This is a genomic window from Paraburkholderia fungorum, assembly GCF_046026025.1.
In the GTDB taxonomy this organism is placed as follows: Bacteria; Pseudomonadota; Gammaproteobacteria; order Burkholderiales; family Burkholderiaceae; genus Paraburkholderia; species Paraburkholderia fungorum_E.
In genome coordinates this window covers 48,206-71,329 of sequence record NZ_JAQQFL010000042.1, presented here as the reverse complement: position 1 = coordinate 71,329, position 23,124 = coordinate 48,206, and the positions used below count along the sequence as shown (strand labels likewise).

General features: G+C 62.2%; 22 protein-coding genes. 13 read left to right on the top strand and 9 right to left on the bottom strand.

Annotated elements, in window-relative coordinates; genetic code table 11:
• Positions 1-392 precede the first annotated feature (392 nt).
• The 3 genes from hpnJ to PQR67_RS33310 all read left to right on the top strand — a co-directional run bounded on the left by hpnJ (position 393) and on the right by PQR67_RS33310 (position 4,068).
• The gene (gene hpnJ, locus PQR67_RS33320) at positions 393-1,814 is read left to right on the top strand and encodes a hopanoid biosynthesis associated radical SAM protein HpnJ (RefSeq protein ID WP_408467048.1); all 1,422 of its coding nucleotides are present in this window, start codon (positions 393-395) and stop codon (positions 1,812-1,814) included.
• A complete protein-coding gene (gene hpnI, locus PQR67_RS33315) occupies positions 1,811-2,995 on the top strand; it encodes a bacteriohopanetetrol glucosamine biosynthesis glycosyltransferase HpnI (RefSeq protein ID WP_408467047.1) in 1,185 nt (394 codons plus the stop codon). Before hpnJ ends, hpnI (PQR67_RS33315) begins: the two co-directional genes overlap by 4 nt.
• 80 nt (positions 2,996-3,075) lie before the next feature.
• Positions 3,076-4,068, top strand: coding sequence for a flippase-like domain-containing protein (locus PQR67_RS33310; protein ID WP_408467065.1), 993 nt, complete (start codon positions 3,076-3,078; stop codon positions 4,066-4,068).
• Here PQR67_RS33310 and PQR67_RS33305 read toward each other — a convergent pair.
• Positions 4,050-5,450, bottom strand: a complete 1,401-nt coding sequence (locus PQR67_RS33305; protein ID WP_408467046.1) for an ATP-binding protein — start codon at positions 5,448-5,450, stop codon at positions 4,050-4,052. The genes PQR67_RS33310 and PQR67_RS33305 overlap by 19 nt on opposite strands.
• Entirely contained in the window at positions 5,450-6,109 is a 660-nt protein-coding gene (locus PQR67_RS33300; protein ID WP_408467045.1) for a response regulator, read from the bottom strand. The genes PQR67_RS33305 and PQR67_RS33300 overlap by 1 nt, the downstream gene beginning before the upstream one ends.
• Positions 6,110-6,463: 354 nt before the next feature.
• Here PQR67_RS33300 and PQR67_RS33295 point away from each other — a divergent pair, with 354 nt between their 5' ends.
• Genes PQR67_RS33295 through hpnK form a run of 3 tightly spaced genes read left to right on the top strand, consistent with a single transcriptional unit; the run spans position 6,464 to position 8,912 of the window.
• The gene (locus PQR67_RS33295) at positions 6,464-6,805 is read left to right on the top strand and encodes a hypothetical protein (protein ID WP_408467044.1); all 342 of its coding nucleotides are present in this window, start codon (positions 6,464-6,466) and stop codon (positions 6,803-6,805) included.
• 12 nt (positions 6,806-6,817) lie between these two features.
• Complete coding sequence (hpnI, locus tag PQR67_RS33290; protein ID WP_408467043.1) at positions 6,818-8,098, top strand: bacteriohopanetetrol glucosamine biosynthesis glycosyltransferase HpnI; 1,281 nt, start codon at positions 6,818-6,820, stop codon at positions 8,096-8,098.
• A complete protein-coding gene (hpnK, locus tag PQR67_RS33285; RefSeq protein ID WP_408467042.1) occupies positions 8,088-8,912 on the top strand; it encodes a hopanoid biosynthesis-associated protein HpnK in 825 nt (274 codons plus the stop codon). Before hpnI (PQR67_RS33290) ends, hpnK begins: the two co-directional genes overlap by 11 nt.
• Positions 8,913-9,809: 897 nt before the next feature.
• Here hpnK and PQR67_RS33280 read toward each other — a convergent pair.
• Positions 9,810-10,637, bottom strand: coding sequence for an ABC transporter permease (locus PQR67_RS33280; RefSeq protein ID WP_408467041.1), 828 nt, complete (start codon positions 10,635-10,637; stop codon positions 9,810-9,812).
• A gap of 65 nt (positions 10,638-10,702) precedes the next feature.
• Complete coding sequence (gene nodI, locus PQR67_RS33275; RefSeq protein ID WP_408467040.1) at positions 10,703-11,617, bottom strand: nodulation factor ABC transporter ATP-binding protein NodI; 915 nt, start codon at positions 11,615-11,617, stop codon at positions 10,703-10,705.
• 265 nt (positions 11,618-11,882) lie between these two features.
• On the opposite strand from nodI, the gene PQR67_RS33270 reads away from it, so the two are divergent.
• Positions 11,883-12,347, top strand: a complete 465-nt coding sequence (locus tag PQR67_RS33270; protein ID WP_074284336.1) for a universal stress protein — start codon at positions 11,883-11,885, stop codon at positions 12,345-12,347.
• 133 nt (positions 12,348-12,480) lie between these two features.
• Here PQR67_RS33270 and PQR67_RS33265 read toward each other — a convergent pair whose 3' ends face one another.
• From PQR67_RS33265 to lexA, 3 genes are all read right to left on the bottom strand, one after another.
• A complete protein-coding gene (locus tag PQR67_RS33265; RefSeq protein WP_408467039.1) occupies positions 12,481-13,113 on the bottom strand; it encodes a DUF2939 domain-containing protein in 633 nt (210 codons plus the stop codon).
• Between the two features lie 188 nt (positions 13,114-13,301).
• Positions 13,302-13,652 (bottom strand): hypothetical protein, encoded by a 351-nt coding sequence (locus PQR67_RS33260; RefSeq protein WP_408467038.1) that lies wholly within the window; start codon positions 13,650-13,652, stop codon positions 13,302-13,304.
• Positions 13,653-13,709: 57 nt separating this feature from the next.
• Entirely contained in the window at positions 13,710-14,360 is a 651-nt protein-coding gene (lexA, locus tag PQR67_RS33255; RefSeq protein ID WP_120348284.1) for a transcriptional repressor LexA, read from the bottom strand.
• 315 nt (positions 14,361-14,675) lie between these two features.
• On the opposite strand from lexA, the gene PQR67_RS33250 reads away from it, so the two are divergent.
• The 6 genes from PQR67_RS33250 to PQR67_RS33225 all read left to right on the top strand — a co-directional run bounded on the left by PQR67_RS33250 (position 14,676) and on the right by PQR67_RS33225 (position 21,047).
• Positions 14,676-15,725 carry a sulfate ABC transporter substrate-binding protein gene (locus PQR67_RS33250; protein WP_408467037.1) on the top strand — a complete coding sequence of 350 codons (1,050 nt, stop codon included), beginning with the start codon at positions 14,676-14,678 and terminating at the stop codon, positions 15,723-15,725.
• 176 nt (positions 15,726-15,901) lie between these two features.
• Positions 15,902-16,804, top strand: a complete 903-nt coding sequence (gene cysT / locus PQR67_RS33245) for a sulfate ABC transporter permease subunit CysT (RefSeq protein ID WP_408467036.1) — start codon at positions 15,902-15,904, stop codon at positions 16,802-16,804.
• On the top strand, positions 16,801-17,835 hold the full coding sequence (cysW, locus tag PQR67_RS33240) for a sulfate ABC transporter permease subunit CysW (protein WP_408467035.1): 1,035 nt from the start codon (positions 16,801-16,803) through the stop codon (positions 17,833-17,835). The genes cysT and cysW overlap by 4 nt, the downstream gene beginning before the upstream one ends.
• Positions 17,835-18,893: a sulfate/molybdate ABC transporter ATP-binding protein gene (locus PQR67_RS33235; RefSeq protein ID WP_120348281.1), complete on the top strand. Its 1,059-nt coding sequence runs from the start codon at positions 17,835-17,837 to the stop codon at positions 18,891-18,893. Before cysW ends, PQR67_RS33235 begins: the two co-directional genes overlap by 1 nt.
• A gap of 101 nt (positions 18,894-18,994) precedes the next feature.
• Positions 18,995-19,921: a CysB family HTH-type transcriptional regulator gene (locus PQR67_RS33230; protein WP_074284329.1), complete on the top strand. Its 927-nt coding sequence runs from the start codon at positions 18,995-18,997 to the stop codon at positions 19,919-19,921.
• An 82-nt stretch (positions 19,922-20,003) separates the two neighbouring features.
• Positions 20,004-21,047, top strand: a complete 1,044-nt coding sequence (locus PQR67_RS33225; RefSeq protein ID WP_408467034.1) for an asparaginase — start codon at positions 20,004-20,006, stop codon at positions 21,045-21,047.
• A gap of 171 nt (positions 21,048-21,218) precedes the next feature.
• On the opposite strand, the gene PQR67_RS33220 is transcribed toward PQR67_RS33225, so the two are convergent.
• Positions 21,219-21,620 (bottom strand): DUF3597 domain-containing protein, encoded by a 402-nt coding sequence (locus PQR67_RS33220; protein WP_408467033.1) that lies wholly within the window; start codon positions 21,618-21,620, stop codon positions 21,219-21,221.
• A 555-nt stretch (positions 21,621-22,175) separates the two neighbouring features.
• Positions 22,176-23,084 carry a 2-hydroxy-3-oxopropionate reductase gene (locus PQR67_RS33215; RefSeq protein WP_408467032.1) on the bottom strand — a complete coding sequence of 303 codons (909 nt, stop codon included), beginning with the start codon at positions 23,082-23,084 and terminating at the stop codon, positions 22,176-22,178.
• Positions 23,085-23,124 lie beyond the last annotated feature (40 nt).

Below are 23,124 nucleotides of genomic sequence, written 5' to 3'. Positions count from 1 at the left end.
TGAGATGGTCGTTTAGTTGTGACCGGTCAATGTAGTCAATGCGCGTGCCGAACTGAACGAATAAAAACTCACAATCAAAGCAGATTGGGCGCTATGGGGGCGCGTCGTTCTTTTCTGCCTGACGGGCTATTGGCGTTGTGCGGGCGGCCATACGCCGCGGTTGTGGCGAAATCATTGTTTCGCGATAAAGTACACAGGCGCACGTGGAGTGAAGTCCAAGATTAACCATTTAGAACAGGCTGGGCCAGGATATGTTTCTTAAGGTTTCCTTCAGCTTTGCTCCGTAGTATTTGCGCGATTCCATGTGCCCGCTTACGTTGTTGCGGGCAATCGTTCCGATAGTTTTCCGACAGAAAACTGAAAGCGCCGCTTAAAGGCTTGCTGGAGCATTCATGAAAACCCTGTTCTTACAGGCGCCGTCGTACGACGGCTTCGACGGTGGCGCAGGTTCGCGCTACCAGGCCAAACGCGAAGTGCGCTCGTTCTGGTATCCGACGTGGCTCGCGCAGCCCGCCGCGCTCGTCCCGGACAGCCGCGTACTCGACGCCCCCGCCGACGGCCTGTCCGTCGAAGCATCGCTCGATATAGCGCAACAATATGACCTGGTGGTCATCCACACCAGCACACCGTCCTTTCCCACCGACGCCCTGTTCGCCGAAGACCTGAAGAAGCGCAAGGCTTCGGTGCTGATCGGCATGGTCGGCGCGAAGGTTGCGGTCGATCCGCACAATTCGCTGACCGCGAGCGAGGCGATCGATTTCGTGTGCCGGGAAGAGTTCGACTTCACCTGCCAGGAAGTTGCCGAAGGCAAACCGTTCGCCGGCATCAAGGGTCTGAGCTATCGCGCCGCCGACGGCTCGATCGAACATAACGAAGCGCGCCCGATCCTCGAGAACATGGACGAGTTGCCATTCGTGGCGCCTGTCTACAAGCGCGATCTGAAGATCGACAACTATTTCATCGGCTATCTGAAGCACCCGTATGTGTCGATCTACACGGGCCGCGGCTGCCGTTCGAAATGCACGTTCTGCCTGTGGCCGCAAACGGTGGGCGGCCATCGTTACCGCACGCGTTCGGTCGAGAACGTGCTGGAAGAAGTGAAGTGGATTCGCGACAACATGCCCGAAGTCAAGGAGATCATGTTCGACGACGACACCTTCACCGACTTCAAGCCGCGCGTCGAGGAAATCGCCCGCGGTCTGGGCAAGCTGGGCGTGACGTGGTCGTGCAATGCCAAGGCGAACGTGCCGTACGCGACGCTGAAGATCATGAAGGAAAACGGCCTGCGTCTGCTGCTGGTCGGCTACGAGTCCGGCGACGACCAGATCCTGCTGAACATCAAGAAGGGTCTGCGTACCGACATCGCGCGCCGTTTCAGCGAAGATTGCCGCAAGCTCGGCATCAAGATTCACGGCACCTTCATTCTTGGGCTGCCCGGCGAAACGCAGGACACGATCCAGAAGACCATCGCGTATGCGAAGGAAATCAATCCGCATACGATCCAGGTGTCGCTCGCCGCACCCTATCCCGGTACGACGCTCTACAACCAGGCGGTCGAGAACGGTTGGCTGGAAGAGAACAAGGTTATCAACCTCGTCAGCAAATCCGGCGTGCAACTTGCGGCGATCGGCTATCCGCATCTGTCGCGCGACGAGATCTACCACCAGCTCGAAAACTTCTATAAGCGCTTCTATTTCCGGCCGTCGAAGATCTGGGAAATTCTGCGTGAGATGCTCACGAGCTGGGACATGATGAAACGGCGTCTGCGCGAAGGCGTCGAATTCTTCCGCTTCCTGCGCGCTCACCAAGCGTGAGCGCCTTGCATCTGCTCGCCGTCACGCTTGCCTATGCGTGTGCGGCGGGTGCGGTTTTCGGCATCGCCTACACGGTGCTGGCGGGCGCCCTGATCGGCCGGTTCTTCGCGAGAGCGGTGTCCGAGCCGACCAGTTTCCCCCCGGTCACGATCGTCAAACCGTTGCACGGCAACGAGTGGGCGTTGCTGACAAACCTGTCGAGCTTCTGCCGGCAGGACTATCCGGGCCCCGTGCAATTCCTCTTCGGCGTGCACGATTCGGCCGACCCCGCCTTGCAAACCGTCGACGAGCTGCGGCGCTTGCATCCCGAAGCGGACATCACCGTGGTTGCGGATGCACGCCTGTATGGTCCGAACCGCAAGATCAGCAACATCCTCAATATGCTGCCGCAGGCCCGGCACGACGTGCTGGTGTTCGCCGACAGCGACGTGAGCGTCGAGCCGGATTATCTGCGCAATGTGATCGGCGAATTGCAGAATCCCGGCGTCGGTCTCGTCACCTGCCTGTATCGCGGCGCGCCCGATCCCGGTTTCTGGCCGCGCATGTCGGCCAAAGCTACCAACTACCAGTTCGTGCCCAGCGTGGTGACGGGGCTCGCGCTCGGTCTCGCGCGTCCATGCTTTGGGCAGAGCATCGCGATGCGACGCGACACCCTCGAAAAAATTGGCGGGTTCACACCGTTCGTGAAGCATCTGGCCGAAGACCATGCAATCGGCGAAGCGGTGCGCATGATCGGCGAGAAGGTGGTGATTCCGCCGTTCACGATCTCGCATGCCTGCGTGGAATCGAGCGCGACACAACTGATCGCGCACGAACTGCGCTGGAGTCGCACGATTCGCCGCATCGATCCGCTTGGCCATCTCGGCTCGGCGCTGATTCATCCGCTCGCTTTTGCACTGCTTGCCATCGCCTTCTCGGGCGGCGCGCCGTGGTCGTGGCCGCTCGCGCTGACCGCCGTCGGTGCGCGGTTCGCGCTGAAATTTCTGTCCGATCGTGCGTTGCAGCAGGCGCGTCGTGACCTGTGGCTGTTGCCGTTATGGGATATCGTATCGTTTTGCATTTTTGTGGCGAGCTTCTGGTCCTCGCACGTGATCTGGCGCGGCTTTAGTTTCAAGGTGGACGGCGACGGCCTGTTGTCGGCTGTGCAGGACGGAATGACGGATGAACAGCAGGTTGGATAAGCAATGATGCACGGGTCTCTGGAAGATGGTGGCGAGGACAATTCGGCGTGCGTGAAGCGCTCGCCAGGGGCGGCCGCGCGATGATGAAGCATGTCGGCCGCATTGCCGCGCTTGGCGGTTTGCTGGTGTCACTGTGGCTCGTCTGGCAGGACAATCCCGGCGCCGTGTTCTCGGCCCTGCGCGCGGCGGGCGCCGGCCTGCTGGTGGCGGCGCTCGCACACGTGCTGCCGATGATCGCCAATGCCTGCGACTGGCGCTCGCTGATTCGTGGGGCGAACCGGCCGGGTTTCGCCAATATGCTGCATCTGGTCTGGGTGCGCGAATCCGTGAATAGCATGTTGCCGGTGGCGCGTATCGGCGGCGAGGTGGTGTCGTTCAGAATGCTCAGGCGCTGGGGCGTGCGGCCCTCCACGGCGGTGGGCAGCATCATTGTCGACATGCAGCTCACGGTGATCAGCCAGTTGCTGTTCACGATGGTCGGCATCGGTTTTCTGTTCGCGCATGCGCATTCCGACACGCTGCGCCTGGCCGGGCAACTGGCGTGGGGTGTGGTGGTGCTGACGCCGCTGCTGGTGCTGTTCGCACTCGTGCAACATGCCAGTCCGTTCGAGCGCATAACGCGCGTGCTCAATCGTATGACGAGCGGCAAGCTTGCCACGCTCGTCGGACAATCGGCGCAGATCGATCAGGCCATCAAGCTGATCTGGCGCCGGCGCGGCGTGGTGCTGCGCTATCTGTTCTTCTGGCAGCCGCTGCAGTGTTTCCTGACGTCGCTTGAAATCTGGCTCGCCCTGTATTTTCTCGGCGTTCACGTCACGCTGGTTGAAGCGGTGGTGATCGAATCGCTGATCCAGGCGATCAGCAGCGCGGCTTTCTTCGTGCCGGGCGGCCTGGGCGTGCAGGAGGGCGGTTTCATTCTGATCGGCGGCGCGCTGGGCCTCGATCCTTCCACCTGCCTCGCGCTCGCCGGCGCGCGGCGCATTCGCGATCTGCTGATCTTCGTGCCCGGACTCATTGCGTGGCAGTTTGCCGAGTCGTCGAATCGCGAGCCGATTCAGTCTTCTCGCGCATAAGCGGGAAACGACACCTTCACCGCGAGGCCGCGCTCGCCGATCCCCGAACCCAGATGCAGGGTCGCGCCGAAATGCTCGGCGATTCGCGCGACAATCGAGAGACCCAGTCCGCTGCCGGTAGCCTGATTGCCGGTGGCGCGGAAGAACCGGTTGGTGAGGCGTGTGAGATCGCTGGGCGCGACGCCGGGGCCGTCGTCGCGCACGGTGAGTTGAACCCGGCCGACCTCATAGTGCACGGCCACTTCAATACTGCCGCCGGGTTGTCCGTACTTGATGGCGTTGTCGAGCAGATTGTCGAGCAGGATGCCCATCAGAACGGGTTCCGCGTTGATCTCGGCGCGCATGTCGCCCGTGAGCGTGACGTGAATGTCTTTCTGTTGCGCATTGCGTTCGTTGGCGAGCAGCGCGTCCTTTGCCACTGCGGCGGGTTTGAGCGGTGCGGTCGAGAGTTTCTCGTGCACATCCAGACGCGCGAGCAGCAGCAACTGCTCCGCGAGCCGCGCGCTCCGGTCGACGCCTTGCACCACACGCTCCATCGCCACGCGCTGCAACGCTGCGTCCGGTTCGGCCAGCGCGACCTGCGCCTGAACCTTGATAGCCGCAAGCGGTGTTTTCAGTTCATGGGCGGCGTCGGCGGTAAACGCCCGTTCGCGCTCGATGGAGTGTTGCAAACGCGACAGCACGAGATTGATCGCATCGACGAGCGGCCGTACCTCGGTGGGGGCACGGCCGATGTCGACCGGCTCCAGCCGGTTGATATCGCGCGCGCGGATCGCGCCCGAGAGCACCTTGAGCGGCGCGAGGCTCCAGCCGATGCTGAACCACACCAGCAGCGCCAGCACCGGCAGCGCGAGGAGCGTGGGGCGCGCAATCCGGCTCGCGACACCGCTCACCAGATCGCTGCGCGTATTGGCCGGTTCGAACACCCGCACCGTGTGGCCGAGTGCTGTGTCGCGCAACGTGAACGTGTGCCATGCCTGGCCGCCGAGCGTCATGTTTTGCGCGCCGCTGACGGGTGGCACGGGCAAATCCCAGGCCCGCAGCATGCGCAGTTGCGGGCTGCCCGCCAGCACGTCGCCGTTCGCGCTGCGCACCTGGAATAGCGCGTCGCGGGGCAAGGCGTCGTCGTCGTCGCTGTCGTTCGCGCCGGCTTCGCCGCCTTCTTCTTCCTCGCGCAAATCGATGCGCGCATTGGCCAGCGTGGTCAGATTGCGCTGGTCGAGCAGCGCGAGAATTTGCGCGATTTCCGCGAGGCGTGCTTCTTCCCATTCGCCGACTTCGCGCTTGGCCTGACGATAGCTCGAGATCAGCGCGATGCCCCAGATCAGCACGATGCTGGTGAGGATCAGCAACATCAGGCGGCGGCGTATCGATGCCGGCATTACGCTTTCTCCACCACGTAGCCGATATTGCGCACGGTTCGGATCAGCTTTGCACCGAGCTTTTTGCGCAGGTTGGATACATGGACCTCGATTGCATTGCTCTCGATTTCTTCCTGCCAGCCATACAAACTTTCTTCCAGACGCGAGCGTGACTGCGGAATGCCCTGATTGGTCAGCAACTGCATCAGGATCGCCCATTCACGCGAAGTGAGGGGCACGCGTGTATGGCCGATTTCGACGGTTTGCGCGGCGGGGTTGACCGTCAGTTCCTGATAACGGATCACCTCGACGCTACGCCCTTGCGCGCGGCGCAGCAGGGCCCGGCAACGGGCAACGAGCTCGGTCAGATCGAAGGGTTTGCCGAGGTAGTCGTCGGCGCCGGCTTCGAGGCCGCCGACGCGATCCACCACGGTGCCTCTCGCGGTCAGCACCAGCACCGGCACGTCCTTGCCGGCATCGCGCAACCTTTTCAGCAGTTCCATACCCGATACCCTGGGTAGGCCCAGATCAAGCAAAACCAGCGCATAGGCGGTAGTATCGAGCGCGAGACTGGCTTTGTGACCGTCGCGTGCCCAGTCGACCGTGAAACCGGCTTGACGCAGCCCCGCTTCAATACCGCAGCCGATCAGGTCGTCGTCTTCTACGAGGAGTACGCGCATGGGGAAAGATTCCGTTCGATGTTTATTGCATCGCGGCAACCGCTTTTCGTTTGTGTAAGCGTCAGGCCGCGTATCCGAAGTGTAACGATCATGTCCACGACACGCTTTATACCTCGTTCTTCCTTAAGGTTTCCTTCAGCTAGAATCGCTACTATCGCCGCTGAATTGTTACTGTCGTGTGGCCGTCATGGGCGCGCGGCATTACGTCGAGTTGTCGGATCATTGCAACTTGATCGTAAGAACTTCGACCGAAAGTACGGCCGGCGCTTTGGTGGGCGCTTTCGTCAGCGCTTTTTCCGGCGAATGGCGCCACCCCACGTCGGCGTGCGTTTCTTCAGGCCACGGGATCACGCCATGAAGCCAGTCACGATCGACATGTTGCGAGCCCATCTAATGGTGGCTTCGCTCACGGCCATGGGTACCCAGGTGCTCACCTTGCTGGTGCTGCTGGTCACGCCAGATTCCCAATACGTCTTCAGTTCCGCGAGCTTTCAGTTCCTTGCGCTCGCGCTGATCGCGAGCGGCGTCGTTGCGATGCGCCAGCTCGCCCAGGCCGCTTTCAATCTCGCCTTTCAGGGGCAGCATGCAGCGAAGAGCGGCCGGCCGGTGTTGATTGAAGAGGATTGTCCGCGGCGCTGGTTCGTCGTGCTTCATCTGCGCTTTACGGGTAGACCGTTCGTGCTGGCCGGGCATTGACGGACGCGAACGATGGCGGCGCACACATTGACAACATATCAATGGGTCCTGTTATTCGGCTGCATGTCGGCGTCACTTTATGCGATGCTGGCAGCGGTTGCGATGCCGTTTTTCGCGACGCGCCGCGCACGGGCAGCGAAGGCGGCAGCTGCTGCAAGTGCCACCGCCAGGACCCCGGATGTTCAAGCTCCTTTCGCCGGAGTCGGCGTGAGCGTGCTCAAACCATTGTGCGGCGCCGAGCCGCGTCTGTACGAGAATCTCAGAACCTTTTGCGACCAGCGTCACGGGAACTTTCAGCTCGTGCTGGGGGTGTCTTCGCCGGACGATCCAGCCATTGCCGTGGTGCGACGTTTGCAGGCTGCGTACCCGCGGCACGACATCGAGCTTGCGATCGATACGCGCGTGCATGGCAGCAATCTCAAGGTCAGCAATCTGATCAACATGGCGGAGCGGGCGCGTCATGAGTTGATCGTGATTGCCGACAGCGACATTGCGGTCGAAACCGACTATCTCGACAGTGTGGCGGCGCCGCTCGCCGATCCGCGCGTGGGGGTCGTGACCTGTCTTTACTCGGCGCAAGGCGTTGGCGGATTCTGGCCACGGGTGGGAGCGTTGTTCATCAACGAGTGGTTCGCCCCGTCTGTGCGCGTCGCGCACGCGGTCGGCTCGCGCCGCTTCGGTTTCGGCGCGACGCTGGCATTGCGCCGCGCGACGCTCGAACGGATTGGCGGTTTCGACGCGTTGAAAGACTGTCTCGCGGATGATTACTGGCTCGCCGAACACGTGCGCGCGCTCGGACTTCGCACGGTGCTTTCGCGCGTGATGGTGGCGACCGACGTGATCGAGCCGACCTTCTCCGCCTTGTGGCAGCGTGAGACGCGCTGGCTGCGCACGATCCGCTCGGTGAACCCGCCGGGCTTCGCGTCCTTGATCATCACGTTCCCGACGCCGTGGCTCCTCGCTGGCGCATGGCTGACCCACAGTCTCGCGAACGGTCCGTTCGACGGCCTGCACCTGTGGGCGGCGCTGGCGAGCGGCGCGTGCACGGCGGCCGGTTTTGCCGCGCGCATGCTGCTGCATCTGCGTGCCGCGCGTCATGAGCGCACGTTCTGGCGCGATCTGCCGCTGGTGCCGTTGCGAGATGTCTTGCTGGCATTCCAGTGGCTCGCTGGCGCGTTTGGCTCGCATGTGGTGTGGCGCGGCAAACGCGTACCGGTCGGCGTCGCCACGTCGACTACGCGACCCGCGGCGTTACGCGTGATGGATGTCATGGAGGCGTCGGATGGCGGCTAAGCCACGCGGGCTGATTGTCACGGCCGACGATTTCGGTCTGCATCAACGGGTGAATCTGGCGGTCGAGCAGGCACACCGGCACGGTGTGTTGACGGCCGCGAGCCTGATGATCGGCGCGCCTGCCGCGGACGATGCGGTGGCACGTGCGCGCGCGCTGCCGGCGTTGCGGGTTGGCCTGCATCTGGTGCTGGCTGACGGCGACGCGGTCGCGCCACGCGCAGGGATTGCCGCGCTGGTTGACGAACAGGGACGGTTTGGCGACAACATGGTGCGGGATGGCGTACGGTTTTTCTTTTTGCCGCATGTTCGCAAACAACTGGCGCGAGAGATTCGCGCGCAATTCGAGGCGTTTGCGAAGACGGGTTTGACGCTCGATCATGTCAACACGCACAAGCATTTTCATTTGCATCCGACGGTGCTTGGGCTGATCCTCGAGATCGGCCGCGAGTACGGGATGCGGGCGATGCGTTTGCCATTCGAGGTTAGCGCGCCGCTGTGGTTGCGGCCGTGGATTTCGCGGGTGCGGGCCAGGTTGGATCGGGCTGGGATCGTGCACAACGATTATGTGGTCGGGATTGCTGATAGCGGACGGATGGATGAGGCGGCGTGGTTGGCCGCGCTTGCTGATTTGCCCCATGGGGTGGGGGAGATTTATTGTCATCCTGCGCTTGCCGGGGATCGCGTTCTGAGTCATGGGATGCGGGATTATCGGCATGCAGATGAATTGCAGGCGCTGTTGTCGCCCAAGGTTGCTGATGCGATCCGGAAGGTGGGGGGGCGAGTGGGTGGGTTTGGGGATGTGTTGAAGGTGTGACTGTTTTTTTGCCTGCTCGGCGTTTGGGTGTCTGTTTGCTTTGTGATGTTGGTCTTGTTCTGGTTTCTTTGGCCTTTCCTTGATTTGTTAGTGGTCTATTAGCGTCGCCCCTGTGCGGGGCGGGCACCTACTTTTCTTTGCCTGCCGCAAAGCAAAGTAGGCAAAAGAAAGCGGCTCAAACCGCTAGTTCTTAAGCGGGTCCCCCGCACAGCTACGGTAGTGGTGCATCTGGAATCCGCGTTCTCGCACATTCGGTGTGAGTGACAAGGCACTCATTCTTCCGGCGGCGCTGCGCGCGCCGACGCGGTAGTTCACTAGATAACCCGCCGCCGTTTATATGCTCAGTGGTACTTCATAAAACTACCTGTCTCGCCTGAGATTTGCCCACTTCAAAAGCGATATGTCGTGCTTGACACTGGTGGAACCTCAGAAGGCAGCTTGCCGTTTTTGCCCCCAGCAGTGTCTACATGTCGCCAGGTATGTTTAGCGCGAGTGCGCCTTCAAAGCGCGGTGTCCGTTGGCTTTTCGCCGAGGCGAAACCAACGGCCCCCACGATGCCAAACGAAGCCATGGGTTTGCGTAGCGGCCGCTTCCGGCGAGCACGTAGTGCGAGGCGGGAAGTATGAGCGCCTTGTCACTGGGGCGGAATGTGCGGGAGCACGGATTCCAGATGCACCACTACCGTGGCTGCGCGGGGGACCCGCTTAAGAACTAGCGGTTTGAGCCGCTTTCTTTTGCCTACTTTGCTTTGCGGCAGGCAAAGAAAAGTAGGTGCCGCCCCGCACAGGGGCAACGCGAATAGACCACTAAAAAAGCAAGGAAAGGCCAACGCCGCAGGCATACAACCAAAGCGCCGCGCAGGCAATCAGACCAAGAAAAGCCCAACACCCCCAACCCTCACTTCATCATCCTGCGCCGAAACAAAACCGCCGAAACAACAAACCCACCCACCGCATAAACCACCAGCACGGCAACGTGCAAAACCGCGCCATCAACAGGCCGCCCCAGCATAGCCGGCCGAATCAGATCGACAGCATGCGCCAAAGGCAAAACCTCAGTCACGGCCCGCGCCGCAGCAGGCAACTGCGAAACAGGAAAGAACACCCCAGACAACAGCAACATCGGCGTCAACACCAACGTCTGGTAAAACATAAAAAAGTCATACGACGGAGCCAGCGCCGTCACCACCATCGCGATACTCGCAAACGCAAGCCCCGTCAGCACGATCACCGGCAACGCCAGCAACATCGACGGAAAATTCGCGTAGCCAAGCCCCCCCGCGACCAGCATGATCGCCGCGCCCGATAGCATCGACTTGCTGCCCGCCCACACCACCTCGCCGAGCACAATGTCGCCAAGCGTCAGCGGTGTATGCATGATCGCCTCCCACGTGCGCTGGACGTGCATGCGCGAAAAACCCGAATACATCGACTCGAAACTGGCCGACATCATCACGCTCGATGCCACGGTGCCCGCGGCGAGAAACGCGATGTACGACACGCCGTCGACATGCCCGACCATCAGCCCAAGCCCGAAACCCAGGCCGAACAGATAGATCATCGGATCGGCAAGATTGCCGAACATCGAGGCAATCGCGAGCTTCTTCCAGACAAGATAGTTGCGGCGCCACACCGCAATCCAGTTGACCGCGTTGGCGGGGAACGCGGCGAAGGTTTCCTGCTTCGGCGGCGTCCCGCCGTGGGGTTCGTAGGTGCGTGCGTCCATTGCGTGTCTCCGGGCGTGTCGTTATAGCTGTAGAGGATGCGAGCCGGGCCGGTGCCGGCTTCGCGTCAATCCTGCATCTCGCGCCCGGTCAGACGCAGGAACACATCTTCCAGGTTAGCCGGGCGATGCAGATAGCGCAGATCGGCGCGCTGCTTGAGTCGCGCATGTACCGGCTGGGGATCGTTCACATAGCAGAAGAGCGTCTCGCCGCTGATTTCGGTGCGCTCGACAAACGGCGCCAATTCATCGCGCAAGGCTACCGGATCGGGGCCGAAGATCTCTATCACGTCGCAGCCGATCTCGGATGCGATCAACGCGCGCGGCGCACCTTCGGCGATCTTGCGTCCTTCCTCGATGACGCACAGGCGATGGCACAGCCGTTCGGCTTCTTCCATGAAGTGCGTGGTCAGCAGGATGGTCTTGCCGCGCGCCAGCAGCGAGCGCAGCCGCTCCCAGATCAGATGGCGCGCCTGCGGATCGAGACCGGTAGTGGGCTCATCCATGATCAGCACGTCGGGATCGTTGACGAGCGCGCGAGCCAGCGTAAGGCGCCGTTTCATGCCACCCGACAGTTCGCTCACGCGCGCATCCGCTTTGCTTTCGAGGCGCGCGAATTCGAGCAGCGACGGCACCATCGCTCGGCATTGCGCGGCGCTCAGACCGAAGTAGCGGCCGAAGACCAGCAGGTTTTCGCGGACCGTGAAATCGGGATCGAGATTGTCGAATTGCGGCACGACGCCGACACGCGCTCGCGCAACCCGCGCGCGGCCGGGAATCGGCTCGCCGCACAGGCGGATCGTGCCGGCGTCCGGCGCGGCGATGCCGAGCAGCATGCGCAACGTGGTGGTCTTGCCTGCGCCATTCGGGCCGAGCAGGCCGAAACATTCGCCGACGTTGACATGAAACGACAGTCCGTCGACGACCGTCTTCTCGCCGTAGCTTTTCTTAACCTGGTGGAATTCAATGGCGGCTTCAGACATGGATCGATCGCGTCTCCGGGAAAAGGTGCAAATAGCCGGTAAGGCCGCTCATTCTATGGCATCGGCGGCCAGGTGTTGACGGCCTCAGGATGCGCCGGACGATGTTTCTTGCGCTGCCGCATAGGTTCGCGAGCGACCCGAATCGGGCCCAAATCCAGCACGCACCTGTTTAGGGCGCACTTAGCGTTTTCCATCCCTTGCAACCTGAATTGCGGCGCACCATGATTCATTCAGACCGCGTACCTCGCGGGATGGGAGAAAAATCATGGCGAGCTACCAAAAAATCCTGCTGTGCTACGACGGCTCGCGCGAAGGCCGCAAAGCGTTACGTTGCGGCGCCGACCTGGCGTTGGATCTGAAGGCGGAAACGCACTTATTGTCAGTAGTCGACATGCGCTCGAGCATTGCGCAAAGCGCGGGCCTGCTGACCGATGTGGCCTGCGGCAGCTTTGAAAAAACAGCCCGCGACATCCTGCAGGAAGGGGTGGACTGGCTCACCGAACGCGGCGTAACCGCGCAAGGGCATTTTGCGTTCGGCCATCCGATCGACGAGATCGCCAACCTCGCCAACGAACTGCATGTCGACCTCGTGGTGGTCGGCCATCGTTGCCGCACCGGTCTCTCACGATGGTGGATGGGCGCGGGGAATACTCCGCTGCTCGATCGGATATCGTGCAGCATTCTGGTGGCGTGCTCTTCCGCACAGGAACAGCAGCAAGCTGCGGCGTGACGCAAGACGGGGGGGCGTGGACTTGGCTGAACAGGCCACGTGGGCCGGGCGGTCGCTCGTTCAGGGCGGCCGCGTCGGCCAGATTGTGATTCGTTCCGGCCGATCGCGTTCTCCAGAGGACCGCTTCAGACGATCACTCGTTCAGATTGACCGCCGCCAGCTTCCAGGTGAACCAGCCTTCGCGCTGCAAGATCGCCGAGTAACGCGCGTCACCGGCGCCATGCTGATAAGTGACGACGAACTCGTTGAAGCCGCGATAGCCCGCCGTGGTTTGCGGCGGTTGCGGTGGCGTCGCGTTGTCCTCGCTATTGGCCGTGCCGTTGGCCATACTGCCGGCAACAGAAGGGGCCGGCGCTGCAGCGGCAGGCGGGACCGGTGGCCGTTCACCCGGGTTGCCACGCGGCGGCATGCCGTTCAGTAACGCCGCCACACCGTCGGGTGTCGCATAAGCATCTACCAGCGGACCGATCAAGGCCACCCCGATCATTGCGCCAATTGCCGCGAACGGATTGCCGTTGCCATGCGCGTCGAGCCGACGTGTGAGCAGGCCGGTGACCTGCTGCTTCAGGCTTTCGCGCAACGCGGGAAAGTCGACGTATTCATTGACGGTTTGCGCATCGCGGGCATCCGCCGCACGTTTGAGATTATTCAGCGCCATGTAGGGCGACGCATAACCAAACCCCAACGCGGCAATCACCACAATCACAATCAAAGTGACGACTAGCGGCCGGATGGCGCTGCGCTTCGTGCGAGTTGAAACTGCCATCGAGTGGGACTCTCCATCAAGTGTGATCTAACGTGGACCGCGACCACGCGAAAACGATCCCAGGCGAGGCGATATTCGAGACGGCGCAGGAGGGTCGGAAGACCTTATGCCGAGTGTCGCGCGACGCACATGCACATGCACATGCACATGCACAGCGGCAGTGGAATGCGGTCCACGCGCCGTGCAGCTTATGACTCGAATACCGCGCCGTGCACGTTGGCTTCGTCGGCGATGCAACGATCGATCATGCGGCACACGGCGTCTACCGTGCCGACCATGATCAGCCGCGACGGCCCGTGATAGACGCGCACTGGCGCCCGGCGCGCGGGTTCAGCCGTATTCAGCCCTGAATTCAACGACACACGCACAAAAGCCGGCAACGAGGAGGGCAGACCCGCTCCACCGGCAGGCGCGTCGAACAGCGATAGCGACGAAGTACCGACCGGGGACGCCTCAATGAGTGAACAGGGCACCAGCTTGCGCAGATGGCGCAGACGACCGAACGGGCGAAAAGGCAGCAGGCGGGCAAGGCGTTCCATGAGTCTCTCCAGGCGATTCAACGTTGGGGCAGCTTCGGGTTGGCGCACGCGCGGGGATTAGAACTCGCCCGGGCGGATCAGCCCGACAGCGATACCCTCGAGCGCGAAGTCCGCACTGCCGGTTTCAACGAAGATGTTGTCGTAATCGGGGTTCTCGGCGATCAGTTCGATGCCGTTCGGCCGGCGCTTCAGGCGCTTGACCGTCACGTCGTCGCCAAGGCGCGCGATGATGATCTGGCCGTCTTTCGCTTCGCTTTTCTTCTGCACCGCGAGCAGGTCGCCGTCGAAGATGCCCGCGTCGCGCATGGACAGCCCGCGCACCTTTAACAGATAGTCCGGCTTGCTCGAGAACAGTGCCGGGTCGCACGCGTAGTGCTGCGAGATATGTTCCTGCGCGAGGATCGGGCTACCCGCTGCAACGCGCCCGATCAGCGGCAACGACAGTTGCATGATGCTGGCGTGCGGCAGCGTGAACTGGTACGGCGAATCTTCCGCCCCGCCAAGCAGGCGAATGCCGCGCGACGCGCCGGCGGCGAGTTCGATCACGCCCTTGCGAGCCAGCGCCCGCAAATGTTCTTCTGCCGAGTTGGCCGAGCTGAAGCCCAGCTCGGCGGCGATCTCCGCCCGCGTGGGCGGAAAGCCGGTGCGTTCGATGGCCCGGCGGATCAGATCGAAAACCTGCTGCTGTCGTGCGGTGAGTTTGGTCATGGGGCCACTGTATGTATGAACAGGTGACTGTATTTTTATACAGTATTCCGCGCAATTCAAGCTTTACTTTAAGTTCGTGGCCTGGGGTGGCGTTCCAGCGCCGCAAACGGACGTCATAACACCTGTTTTCGTGCCGCAACGCCTTATCCGGCCGTCATTACCACTTTTGCGTATTAAAGAATGAAGAAACATTATTTTTAATGATGAAAGCTCTTCGATAGACTGCCCTTCGAGTTGGCGCTCATGTGCACGTGACCGCGACGCAGAACAACACCACACGCTGTTTCAGCGGACCACCACGCGGAGAAAGTTGGCATGAACCATCAGGGCACGGGGCTGGCAGGCAAGACCAGAAAACTCATCGTGGCGCTCGCATTCGGCGCAGTCGGCACGATTACGGCGGCCGGCGTCATGACGTCGGCGCATGCGGCCGACACGACGCTGCTGAACGTGTCGTACGACCCGACACGCGAGCTGTATCAGGACGTCAACCAGGCGTTCGGCAAGGAATGGAAGGCGAAAACGGGCGAGACGGTCACCTTCAAGCAGTCGCACGGCGGCTCGGGAGCGCAGGCGCGCTCAGTGCTGGACGGTTTGCAGGCGGACGTGGTGACGCTGGCGCTCGCCTACGACATCGACGCGCTGGCGAACAAGGGTCTGCTCGACAAAGGCTGGCAAAAGCGTTTGCCGGACAACGCCTCGCCGTACACCTCGACGATCGTGTTTCTGGTGCGCAAGGGCAATCCGAAGCACATCAAGGATTGGGACGATCTGACCAAGCCGGGCGTCTCGATCGTCACGCCGAATCCGAAGACCTCGGGCGGCGCGCGCTGGAACTATCTGGCCGCGTGGGCCTATGCCGAACATCAGCCGGGCGGCAACGATCAGAAGGCGAAGGAATTCGTCGGCAAGCTCTATAAGAATGCCGGCGTGCTGGATTCGGGCGCGCGCGGCGCGACCACCAGCTTCGTGCAGCGCGGCATCGGCGACGTGCTGATCGCATGGGAAAACGAAGCGTTCCTCTCGCTGAAGGAATTCGGTCCGGACAAGTTTGAAATCGTCGTGCCGTCGGTGAGCATTCTGGCCGAGCCGCCGGTCGCGGTGGTGGACAAGGTGGTCGACAAGCACGGCACGCGCAAGCTGGCCGAGGCCTATCTGAACTTCCTGTATAGCGAGCAAGGCCAGGAAATCGCGGCGAAGAACTTCTACCGTCCGCGTTCCAGCAAGGTGCCGGCCGAGCTGACCTCGAAGTTTCCGAAGTTGAAGCTGTACACGGTGGACGATTCGTTCGGCGGTTGGGCGAATGCACAGAAGACGCACTTTGCCGACGGCGGCGTGTTCGATTCGATTTACTCGCCGCAGTAATGGGCACCCGGCCGGACGATCTACGCGGTTAGAAGCCACAGTAGATGCCGCAAGTAGACGTTAGCAAGTAGACGTGAGTCACACCCCGCCAAAAAGCGCGCCCACCCGGCGCGCTTTTTGGCCAGCCAGACGGCCGGAAAAGAGTCGCCGGCTTCAACCCTGAAAGAGTACTGAGCATGACGACGTTGACCTTCCGAAAACCGAGCGCCTTGCCCGGTTTTGGCCTGACACTCGGCATCACGGTGGCTTATCTGAGCCTCGTGGTGCTGATTCCGCTTGCGGCGACCTTCCTCAAGACCGCGACGCTCGACTGGGCCCAGTTCGTGCGCGCCGTCACGTCGCCGCGCGTGCTCGCGTCGTATCGCCTGACGTTTTTCTCGGCCCTCGGCGGCGCGCTGATCAACGCGGTGTTCGGCTTTCTGGTCGCGTGGGTGCTGGTGCGCTATACGTTCCCGTTCAAACGCATCGTCGATGCGGTGGTCGATTTGCCGTTTGCGTTGCCGACCTCCGTGGCCGGCATTTCGCTCGCGGCGGTGTACGCGGGCAACGGCTGGATCGGACAATTTCTCGAACCGCTCGGCATCAAGATCGCCTTCACGCCGGCCGGCGTGCTGGTCGCACTGACCTTCATCGGTTTGCCCTTTGTCGTGCGGACCGTGCAGCCGGTGCTCGAAGAGTTCGAACGCGAGCAGGAAGAGGCGGCCGCCTGCCTCGGCGCCTCGCGCTGGCTGACGTTTCGCCGCGTGGTGCTGCCGGCCGTGTTCCCGGCCTTGCTGACCGGTTTCGCGCTGGCGTTCGCGCGGGCGCTCGGCGAATATGGGTCGGTGATTTTCATCGCCGGCAACGTGCCGATGAAATCGGAAATCACGTCGCTGCTGATCATTACCAAGCTCGAGCAATACGACTACGCCGGTGCGACCGCGCTGGCCGTGGTCATGCTGGTCGTCTCGTTCCTGATGCTGCTCTTCATCAACACCTTGCAGTGGTATCTGCAACGCCGCACGGGCCGGGGCGGCGCAGGCCCGGCGCCCGCTGTCGCGAGTGTGGCGGCGATCGGTGTCGGCGGAGGTGTGCAATGAGCCGCAACTCCCTGAATGGCGCGAATGCCGCGGCGGTTGCCGTGGCGCCGCGCGCGCCGCTCAATGTCGCGCGCCGGCCCGATCCGGTCACCGAGCCGCCCGTCGTGCGCTGGATTCTGATCGGCATCGCGCTGCTGTTTCTTGCGCTGTTTCTGGTCGTGCCGCTCGTTGCCGTGTTCTATCAGGCCTTGAACAAGGGCATTGGCTTCTATCTGGAATCGCTGGCCGATCCGGATGCGCTGTCGGCCATCAAGCTCACGGTGATTACGGCCGCGATCGCGGTGCCGCTGAATCTCGTGTTCGGTCTCGCGGCGTCCTGGTGTATCGCCAAGTTCGAGTTCCGCGGCAAGGCCTTGCTGACCACCTTGATCGATCTGCCGTTCTCGGTCTCGCCGGTGATTTCCGGTTTGATCTATGTGCTGATGTTCGGCGCGCAGGGCTGGTTCGGCCCGTGGCTGCAGGACCACAACGTGCAGATCATCTTCGCGGTGCCGGGGATCGTGCTGGCAACGATCTTCGTCACGTTCCCGTTCGTCGCGCGTGAACTGATTCCGCTGATGCAGGCGCAAGGCAACGACGAAGAGGAAGCCGCGCACGTGCTCGGCGCGTCGGGCTGGCAGATCTTTCGCCGTGTCACGCTGCCGAACGTCAAATGGGGTCTACTGTACGGCGTGATTCTGTGTAATGCGCGGGCGATGGGCGAGTTCGGCGCGGTGTCGGTGGTGTCCGGCCACATTCGCGGCCAGACGGACACGATGCCGCTGCACGTCGAAATTCTCTATAACGAATACAACTTCTCGGCGGCGTTCGCCGTGGCGTCGGTGCTGGCCCTGCTGGCGCTCGTGACGCTCGGTCTGAAGCTGCTGGCCGAGCGCCATATGTCGGCGGAACTGTCCGCTGCGCGCGACGTGCCGGCGTATGCAGGGCCAGTCGTGCCGACGTCCGCTTCATCGTTTGCTTCACAGTCCGCCAATCCGACGCACGTGTCGAAAAATGCAGTCCAGCACCCGCTCAAGCAAGGAGAGCTGTAATGGGTATCACCGTTCGTAACCTGCAAAAGCGCTTCGGCGATTTCGTCGCGCTCGATAACGTTTCGCTCGACTTTCCGCCGGGCGAACTGGTTGCGCTGCTCGGGCCGTCGGGTTGTGGCAAGACAACCTTGTTGCGTGTGATCGCCGGTCTCGAATACGCGGACGGCGGCCAGGTCGTGCTGCAAGGCCAGGACGTCGCGACGGTCGGTGCGCGTGAACGGGAAGTCGGTTTCGTGTTCCAGCATTACGCGCTGTTCCGTCATATGACGGTGTTCGAGAACGTCGCCTTCGGCTTGCGTGTGAAGCCGCGTCGCGAGCGGCCTTCTGAAGCGGTGATTCGCGAGAAAGTGCATGAACTGCTGAAGCTCGTGCAACTCGACTGGCTCGCGCAACGCTATCCGTCGGAGTTGTCGGGTGGCCAGCGCCAGCGGATTGCGTTGGCGCGCGCGCTGGCGGTCGAACCGAAGGTCCTGCTGCTCGACGAACCGTTCGGCGCGCTGGATGCGAAGGTGCGCAAGGAGTTGCGCAGCTGGTTGCGTCGTTTGCATGACGATCTGCATATCTCGACGATTTTCGTCACGCACGATCAGGAAGAAGCGCTCGAAGTGGCCGACCGGATCGTCGTGTTGAATCGCGGACACGTGGAGCAGGTGGGCAGTCCGCAGGACGTGTACGACCATCCGCAAACCTCGTTCGTCTACGAGTTTCTCGGCGCGGCGAACCGTCTGCATGGCAAGGTGGATGCGAGCGGCTTCGTGGTCGATGGCGCGGCGCTGCCGGTCGCGATCAAGGCCGATTTCAGCGGGCCGGCATTCGCGTATGTGCGGCCGCACGATCTGCAGTTGTATCCTCAAGCGTCCGGCCACCGCGAAGGTATTGTGGTCGACGTGCGGCGCGTGGTGACGCTCGGCGGCTCGGTGCGCGTGGAACTGGCGGGCCGTGAGGGTCATGTGCTCGAGGCGGAGCTCGACCGCGAATCGTGGCGCGATCTGCAGCTGGCGATCGGTGACGGCGTGACGGCCGTGCCGCGCGCGTTGCGCGTATTTCCGGCGCAATAGGTGGCATAAGCGGCACAGGCGGCACTGCAGGCAGCACAACAACACTCGGCGTTTCAATCGAACTCTAATAACTCAACTCTGGCTTAACCGGAGACATACAGATGAATTTTCAGCAATTGCGCTTTGTGCGCGAGGCCGTGCGTCAGAACATGAATCTGACCGAAGTGGCCAACGTGTTGTACACGTCGCAGTCGGGCGTATCGAAACAGATCAAGGATCTGGAAGACGAGCTCGGCGTGGATATTTTTATCCGGCGCGGCAAGCGTCTGACGGGCCTCACCGAGCCGGGCAAGGCGGTGCATCAACTGATTGAGCGGATGTTGCTCGACGCGGAAAATCTGCGTCGCGTAGCGCGTCAGTACGCCGATCAGGACAGCGGCCACCTCGTCGTGGCGACCACCCACACGCAGGCGCGTTACGCGCTGCCGAAGGTGATTCGTCAATTCACCGAGGTGTTCCCGAAAGTGCACCTGGCGTTGCGCCAGGGCAGCCCGCAACAGATCGCGCAGATGATCATCAACGGCGAAGCGGATATCGGCATTTCGACCGAGGCGCTCGACCGCTTTCCGGATATCGTCACGTTCCCGTGCTATTCGTGGCATCACATCGTGGTGGTGCCCAAGGGCCATCCGCTGGTGGGCCGCGAGAACCTGACACTCGATGAGATCGCCGAATTCCCGATTGTCACGTACGACCAGGACTTCACAGGCCGCTCGCACATCGACCAGGCGTTCGCGAAAGCAGGCGCGTTGCCCGACGTCGTGTTGACCGCAATCGATGCCGACGTGATCAAGACCTATGTCGAACTCGGCATGGGTATCGGGGTGGTCGCGGCCATGGCCTACGATCCGAAGCGCGACACGGAACTGGTCGCGCTGGATACACAGCACCTGTTCGAAGCCAGCACGACGCGGGTCGGCTTGCGCAAGGGCGCGTTCCTGCGCGCGTATGCGTACCGGCTGATCGAAATGTTCGCACCGCAGCTGAATGAAGCGGAAATCGCCGCGCAACTGCGCGAGGCGGTTTGAGGCGAGGACTGAACCCAAAACGAACGGGTAGCCGTTTTTTTGACGCATGGCGGCGCGCGGCACATCGCTTACAATCGCCGCCATGAATACTCTGACTTCTTCTTCCGCGACGCCTTCCAACGAAGGCGCAACGCCCCGGCTGCCGCGCATTGCCGTGCTGGCAACCGGCGGCACGATCGCCGGGGCGGCCGCGGACGCCACCAACACGTCCGGCTACCAGGCAGGTGTGGTCGGCGTCGGTCAATTGCTGGCCGTGGTGCCGGCTTTGTCCACGGTCGCGCAGATCGCGCCTGAGCAGATTGCCAGCGTCGACAGTAAAGACATGGAAATGTCGCTGTGGACCACGCTCGCGCAACGCATCAACACATTGCTCGACGGCGATGATATCGACGGCGTGGTAATCACGCATGGCACCGATACGCTCGAAGAGACTGCTTATCTGCTGCATCTCACCATCAAATCGGACAAGCCGGTCGTGCTTACCGCGGCCATGCGTCCGGCCTCGGCGCTGTCCGCCGACGGTCCGCTGAATCTGCTGAATGCGGTGACGGTTGCGGCGAACCCGGGTTCGCGCGGGCAGGGCGTGCTGGTGGCGTTCAACAACAAGATCCACAGCGCACGCGACGTGGTCAAGACGAGCACGTATGCGGTCGATGCCTTCCAGTCGCCGGAGATCGGCGCGCTTGGCTGGGTGCAGGACGGCCGGGTCGAATTTCAGCGCAGCGTAGTGCGTCCGCATACGCTTGCAACCGAATTCGTGATCGGCGCGAAGTGGCCGCACGTTGAGGTTGTCGCGAGCTATGCCGGTGTCTCGCGGATCACCGTGGATGCATTGGTGGCAGCCGGCGTGCGCGGCATCGTGGTGGCGGGCACGGGCAATGGCTCGATCCACGCTTCGATGCAACAGGCATTGGCCGATGCGGCCTCGCAGGGTGTGGCGGTGGTGCGCTCGTCGCGTGTGGGCTCAGGTCACGTCATGCGCAACGGCGCGGCTGCGGACGATGCGCTCGGCTTTGTTAGCGCGGGCTCGCTGAATCCGTACAAGGCGCGGGTCCTGCTGATGCTTGCACTGGCCGCGGGCGGCACGGGGCCGGTTGCGTTGCAGAAGACTTTCGATACGTACTGAATGATTCAGCGCGGGCGGCCCGGTTCAAAGTCAGAACCGTGTCCCGCACATGAAGCTTGAGTGACAACGCGGCGCCAGGTCATCGACCCGGGCGCCGCGTTGTCGTTTCAGCTTACGGTTTGTCACTGTCGGCGCAGCCAGACGGCGCCATCACATGGCGCCAACCCGCAGTCAGGACGCCAGATCCGGAGGCAACTTCCCGCCGTTCGCCGCCAGCGCTTGCATCACCTGTTTGTGCAGCCAGATGTTCATGCTTGCCGAATCGTTCGTGTCGCCGCTGTACTTCAGTTCCTGTGCGAGTTGCTTGCGATGGTCGAGGCTGCTGTCGACGCCGAGCGCTTTCAGCGTGTCGACAATCGACGTGCGCCAGTTCAACGTTTGTCCACTCTCGCTCACGAACTGATCCATGACGGCAGCGACGTCGACGTCGGCCAGCGGCGCGGGCGCCGGTGCGGCGTCAGGCGCAGCAGCTTGTGCCGCTGCCGGATCCGGTGTCGGCTCAACCGCAGGCGCAGGCTGGTCGGGCTTCGCTTTGCCGAAGAGCTTGTTTACGATGTCACCAAAGATACTCATTCTGAATCCTTTGCAGATGGGTTACCGGCGCAAGCACATTTCGCTCACGGGTTGAACGCTGGTTGGAATCGGGCGAATGAAACAGAGCACGAGCACATGCGCTGCGATGACCGGCAAGCCGCACGTGATCGCCGAGACGCCAGCAACCAGACTCAACGAGTGTAGGAGAAAAGCGCGGACCGATGTGTCAAAAAAGGTCGTGGCCTGGGCGTGGAGTTGCAAGCAAATGCAAGCGGACTTGCGAGCCCATGTGTGAGGAGACCTGCAAAGAGAGTTGCAGGCAGGCGGCATGCATGATGCAGCCGCTGCGAGAGAATGGCGGAAAACGCATAACTTTGAAATCCGACAGCCGGACACCCGACGACGACGTCTGACCGACCAAGGCTTCCCCGGCGCCGCCGGGTGCCGCTGCGGACCCCACTTGCCGCTCTCAGCCCAGAGCGGCACGATTTGCCCGTTCCGCCGCCGATACTGCACGACGGAGCGGGCGCCCCACCTGCGATTGCCGCGACGACCACGTTGAAATCGCGATCGTCACGGCAACCTTGTTGTTGCTTAAGCCGCCTTGGCTTCGTTGCCCGGCGCTTGCGCGACTTCGTAGTTCGCCATGATTTCCAGTGCGCGCACCATCGCCGAGTGATCCCATGCCTTGCCGCCGTTGGCTGCGCACACGCTGAACAGTTGTTGCGCGCTTGCCGTATGCGGCAGGGCGATGCCAAGCTTGCGTGCGCCGTCCAGTGCGAGGTTCAGATCCTTCTGATGCAGTTCGATACGGAAGCCCGGATCGAAGGTACGCTTGGTCATGCGCTCGCCATGTACTTCGAGGATGCGCGATGAGGCGAAGCCGCCCATCAGTGCCTTGCGCACACGTTCCGGATCGGCGCCCGAGCGTGAAGCGAACAGCAGCGCTTCAGCCACGGCTTCGATGTTCAGCGCGACGATGATCTGGTTCGCGACCTTGCAGGTTTGACCCGCGCCGTTGTCGCCGATCAGCGAGATGTTCTTGCCTATCAGGTCGAACAGCGGCTTGGCGAGAGCAAAAGCCTTTTCCGGACCACCCACCATGATCGTCAACGACGCTTCACGCGCGCCGACTTCGCCGCCGGACACCGGCGCATCGAGGTAGTCGGCGCCGAGCGCATTGATCTTCTTCGCGAAGGCTTGCGTGTCGAGCGGCGAGATCGAGCTCATGTCGATCACGAGCTTGCCTTGCGTGAGGCCGGCGGCGACGCCGTCGTCGGCGAACAGCACGTTGGCGACGTCAGGGGTGTCCGGCACCATGATGATGACGATGTCGGCGGCCTGTGCCACAGCGGTCGAATTGGTGACCACGCTCGCGCTCTTGCTCAGATCTTCCGGCACCGGGTACGCGCCATTCACGAACAGCGTGTGACCGCCCTTGATGAGGTTACGCGCCATGTGCGCGCCCATGATGCCGAGGCCGATGAAACCGATCTTTGCCATGTGTCTGAATCTCCAGTGTTGTTTGGGGTGGTGTGCCTGA

Coding starts and splice junctions, on each gene's coding strand:
- hpnJ (WP_408467048.1), top strand. CDS start 393: ATGAAAACCCTGTTCTTACAGGCGCCGTCGTACGACGGCTTCGACGGT.
- PQR67_RS33310 (WP_408467065.1), top strand. CDS start 3,076: ATGATGAAGCATGTCGGCCGCATTGCCGCGCTTGGCGGTTTGCTGGTG.
- PQR67_RS33305 (WP_408467046.1), bottom strand. CDS start 5,450: ATGCCGGCATCGATACGCCGCCGCCTGATGTTGCTGATCCTCACCAGC.
- PQR67_RS33300 (WP_408467045.1), bottom strand. CDS start 6,109: ATGCGCGTACTCCTCGTAGAAGACGACGACCTGATCGGCTGCGGTATT.
- PQR67_RS33295 (WP_408467044.1), top strand. CDS start 6,464: ATGAAGCCAGTCACGATCGACATGTTGCGAGCCCATCTAATGGTGGCT.
- hpnI (WP_408467043.1), top strand. CDS start 6,818: ATGGCGGCGCACACATTGACAACATATCAATGGGTCCTGTTATTCGGC.
- hpnK (WP_408467042.1), top strand. CDS start 8,088: ATGGCGGCTAAGCCACGCGGGCTGATTGTCACGGCCGACGATTTCGGT.
- PQR67_RS33280 (WP_408467041.1), bottom strand. CDS start 10,637: ATGGACGCACGCACCTACGAACCCCACGGCGGGACGCCGCCGAAGCAG.
- nodI (WP_408467040.1), bottom strand. CDS start 11,617: ATGTCTGAAGCCGCCATTGAATTCCACCAGGTTAAGAAAAGCTACGGC.
- PQR67_RS33270 (WP_074284336.1), top strand. CDS start 11,883: ATGGCGAGCTACCAAAAAATCCTGCTGTGCTACGACGGCTCGCGCGAA.
- PQR67_RS33265 (WP_408467039.1), bottom strand. CDS start 13,113: ATGGCAGTTTCAACTCGCACGAAGCGCAGCGCCATCCGGCCGCTAGTC.
- PQR67_RS33260 (WP_408467038.1), bottom strand. CDS start 13,652: ATGGAACGCCTTGCCCGCCTGCTGCCTTTTCGCCCGTTCGGTCGTCTG.
- lexA (WP_120348284.1), bottom strand. CDS start 14,360: ATGACCAAACTCACCGCACGACAGCAGCAGGTTTTCGATCTGATCCGC.
- PQR67_RS33250 (WP_408467037.1), top strand. CDS start 14,676: ATGAACCATCAGGGCACGGGGCTGGCAGGCAAGACCAGAAAACTCATC.
- cysT (WP_408467036.1), top strand. CDS start 15,902: ATGACGACGTTGACCTTCCGAAAACCGAGCGCCTTGCCCGGTTTTGGC.
- cysW (WP_408467035.1), top strand. CDS start 16,801: ATGAGCCGCAACTCCCTGAATGGCGCGAATGCCGCGGCGGTTGCCGTG.
- PQR67_RS33235 (WP_120348281.1), top strand. CDS start 17,835: ATGGGTATCACCGTTCGTAACCTGCAAAAGCGCTTCGGCGATTTCGTC.
- PQR67_RS33230 (WP_074284329.1), top strand. CDS start 18,995: ATGAATTTTCAGCAATTGCGCTTTGTGCGCGAGGCCGTGCGTCAGAAC.
- PQR67_RS33225 (WP_408467034.1), top strand. CDS start 20,004: ATGAATACTCTGACTTCTTCTTCCGCGACGCCTTCCAACGAAGGCGCA.
- PQR67_RS33220 (WP_408467033.1), bottom strand. CDS start 21,620: ATGAGTATCTTTGGTGACATCGTAAACAAGCTCTTCGGCAAAGCGAAG.
- PQR67_RS33215 (WP_408467032.1), bottom strand. CDS start 23,084: ATGGCAAAGATCGGTTTCATCGGCCTCGGCATCATGGGCGCGCACATG.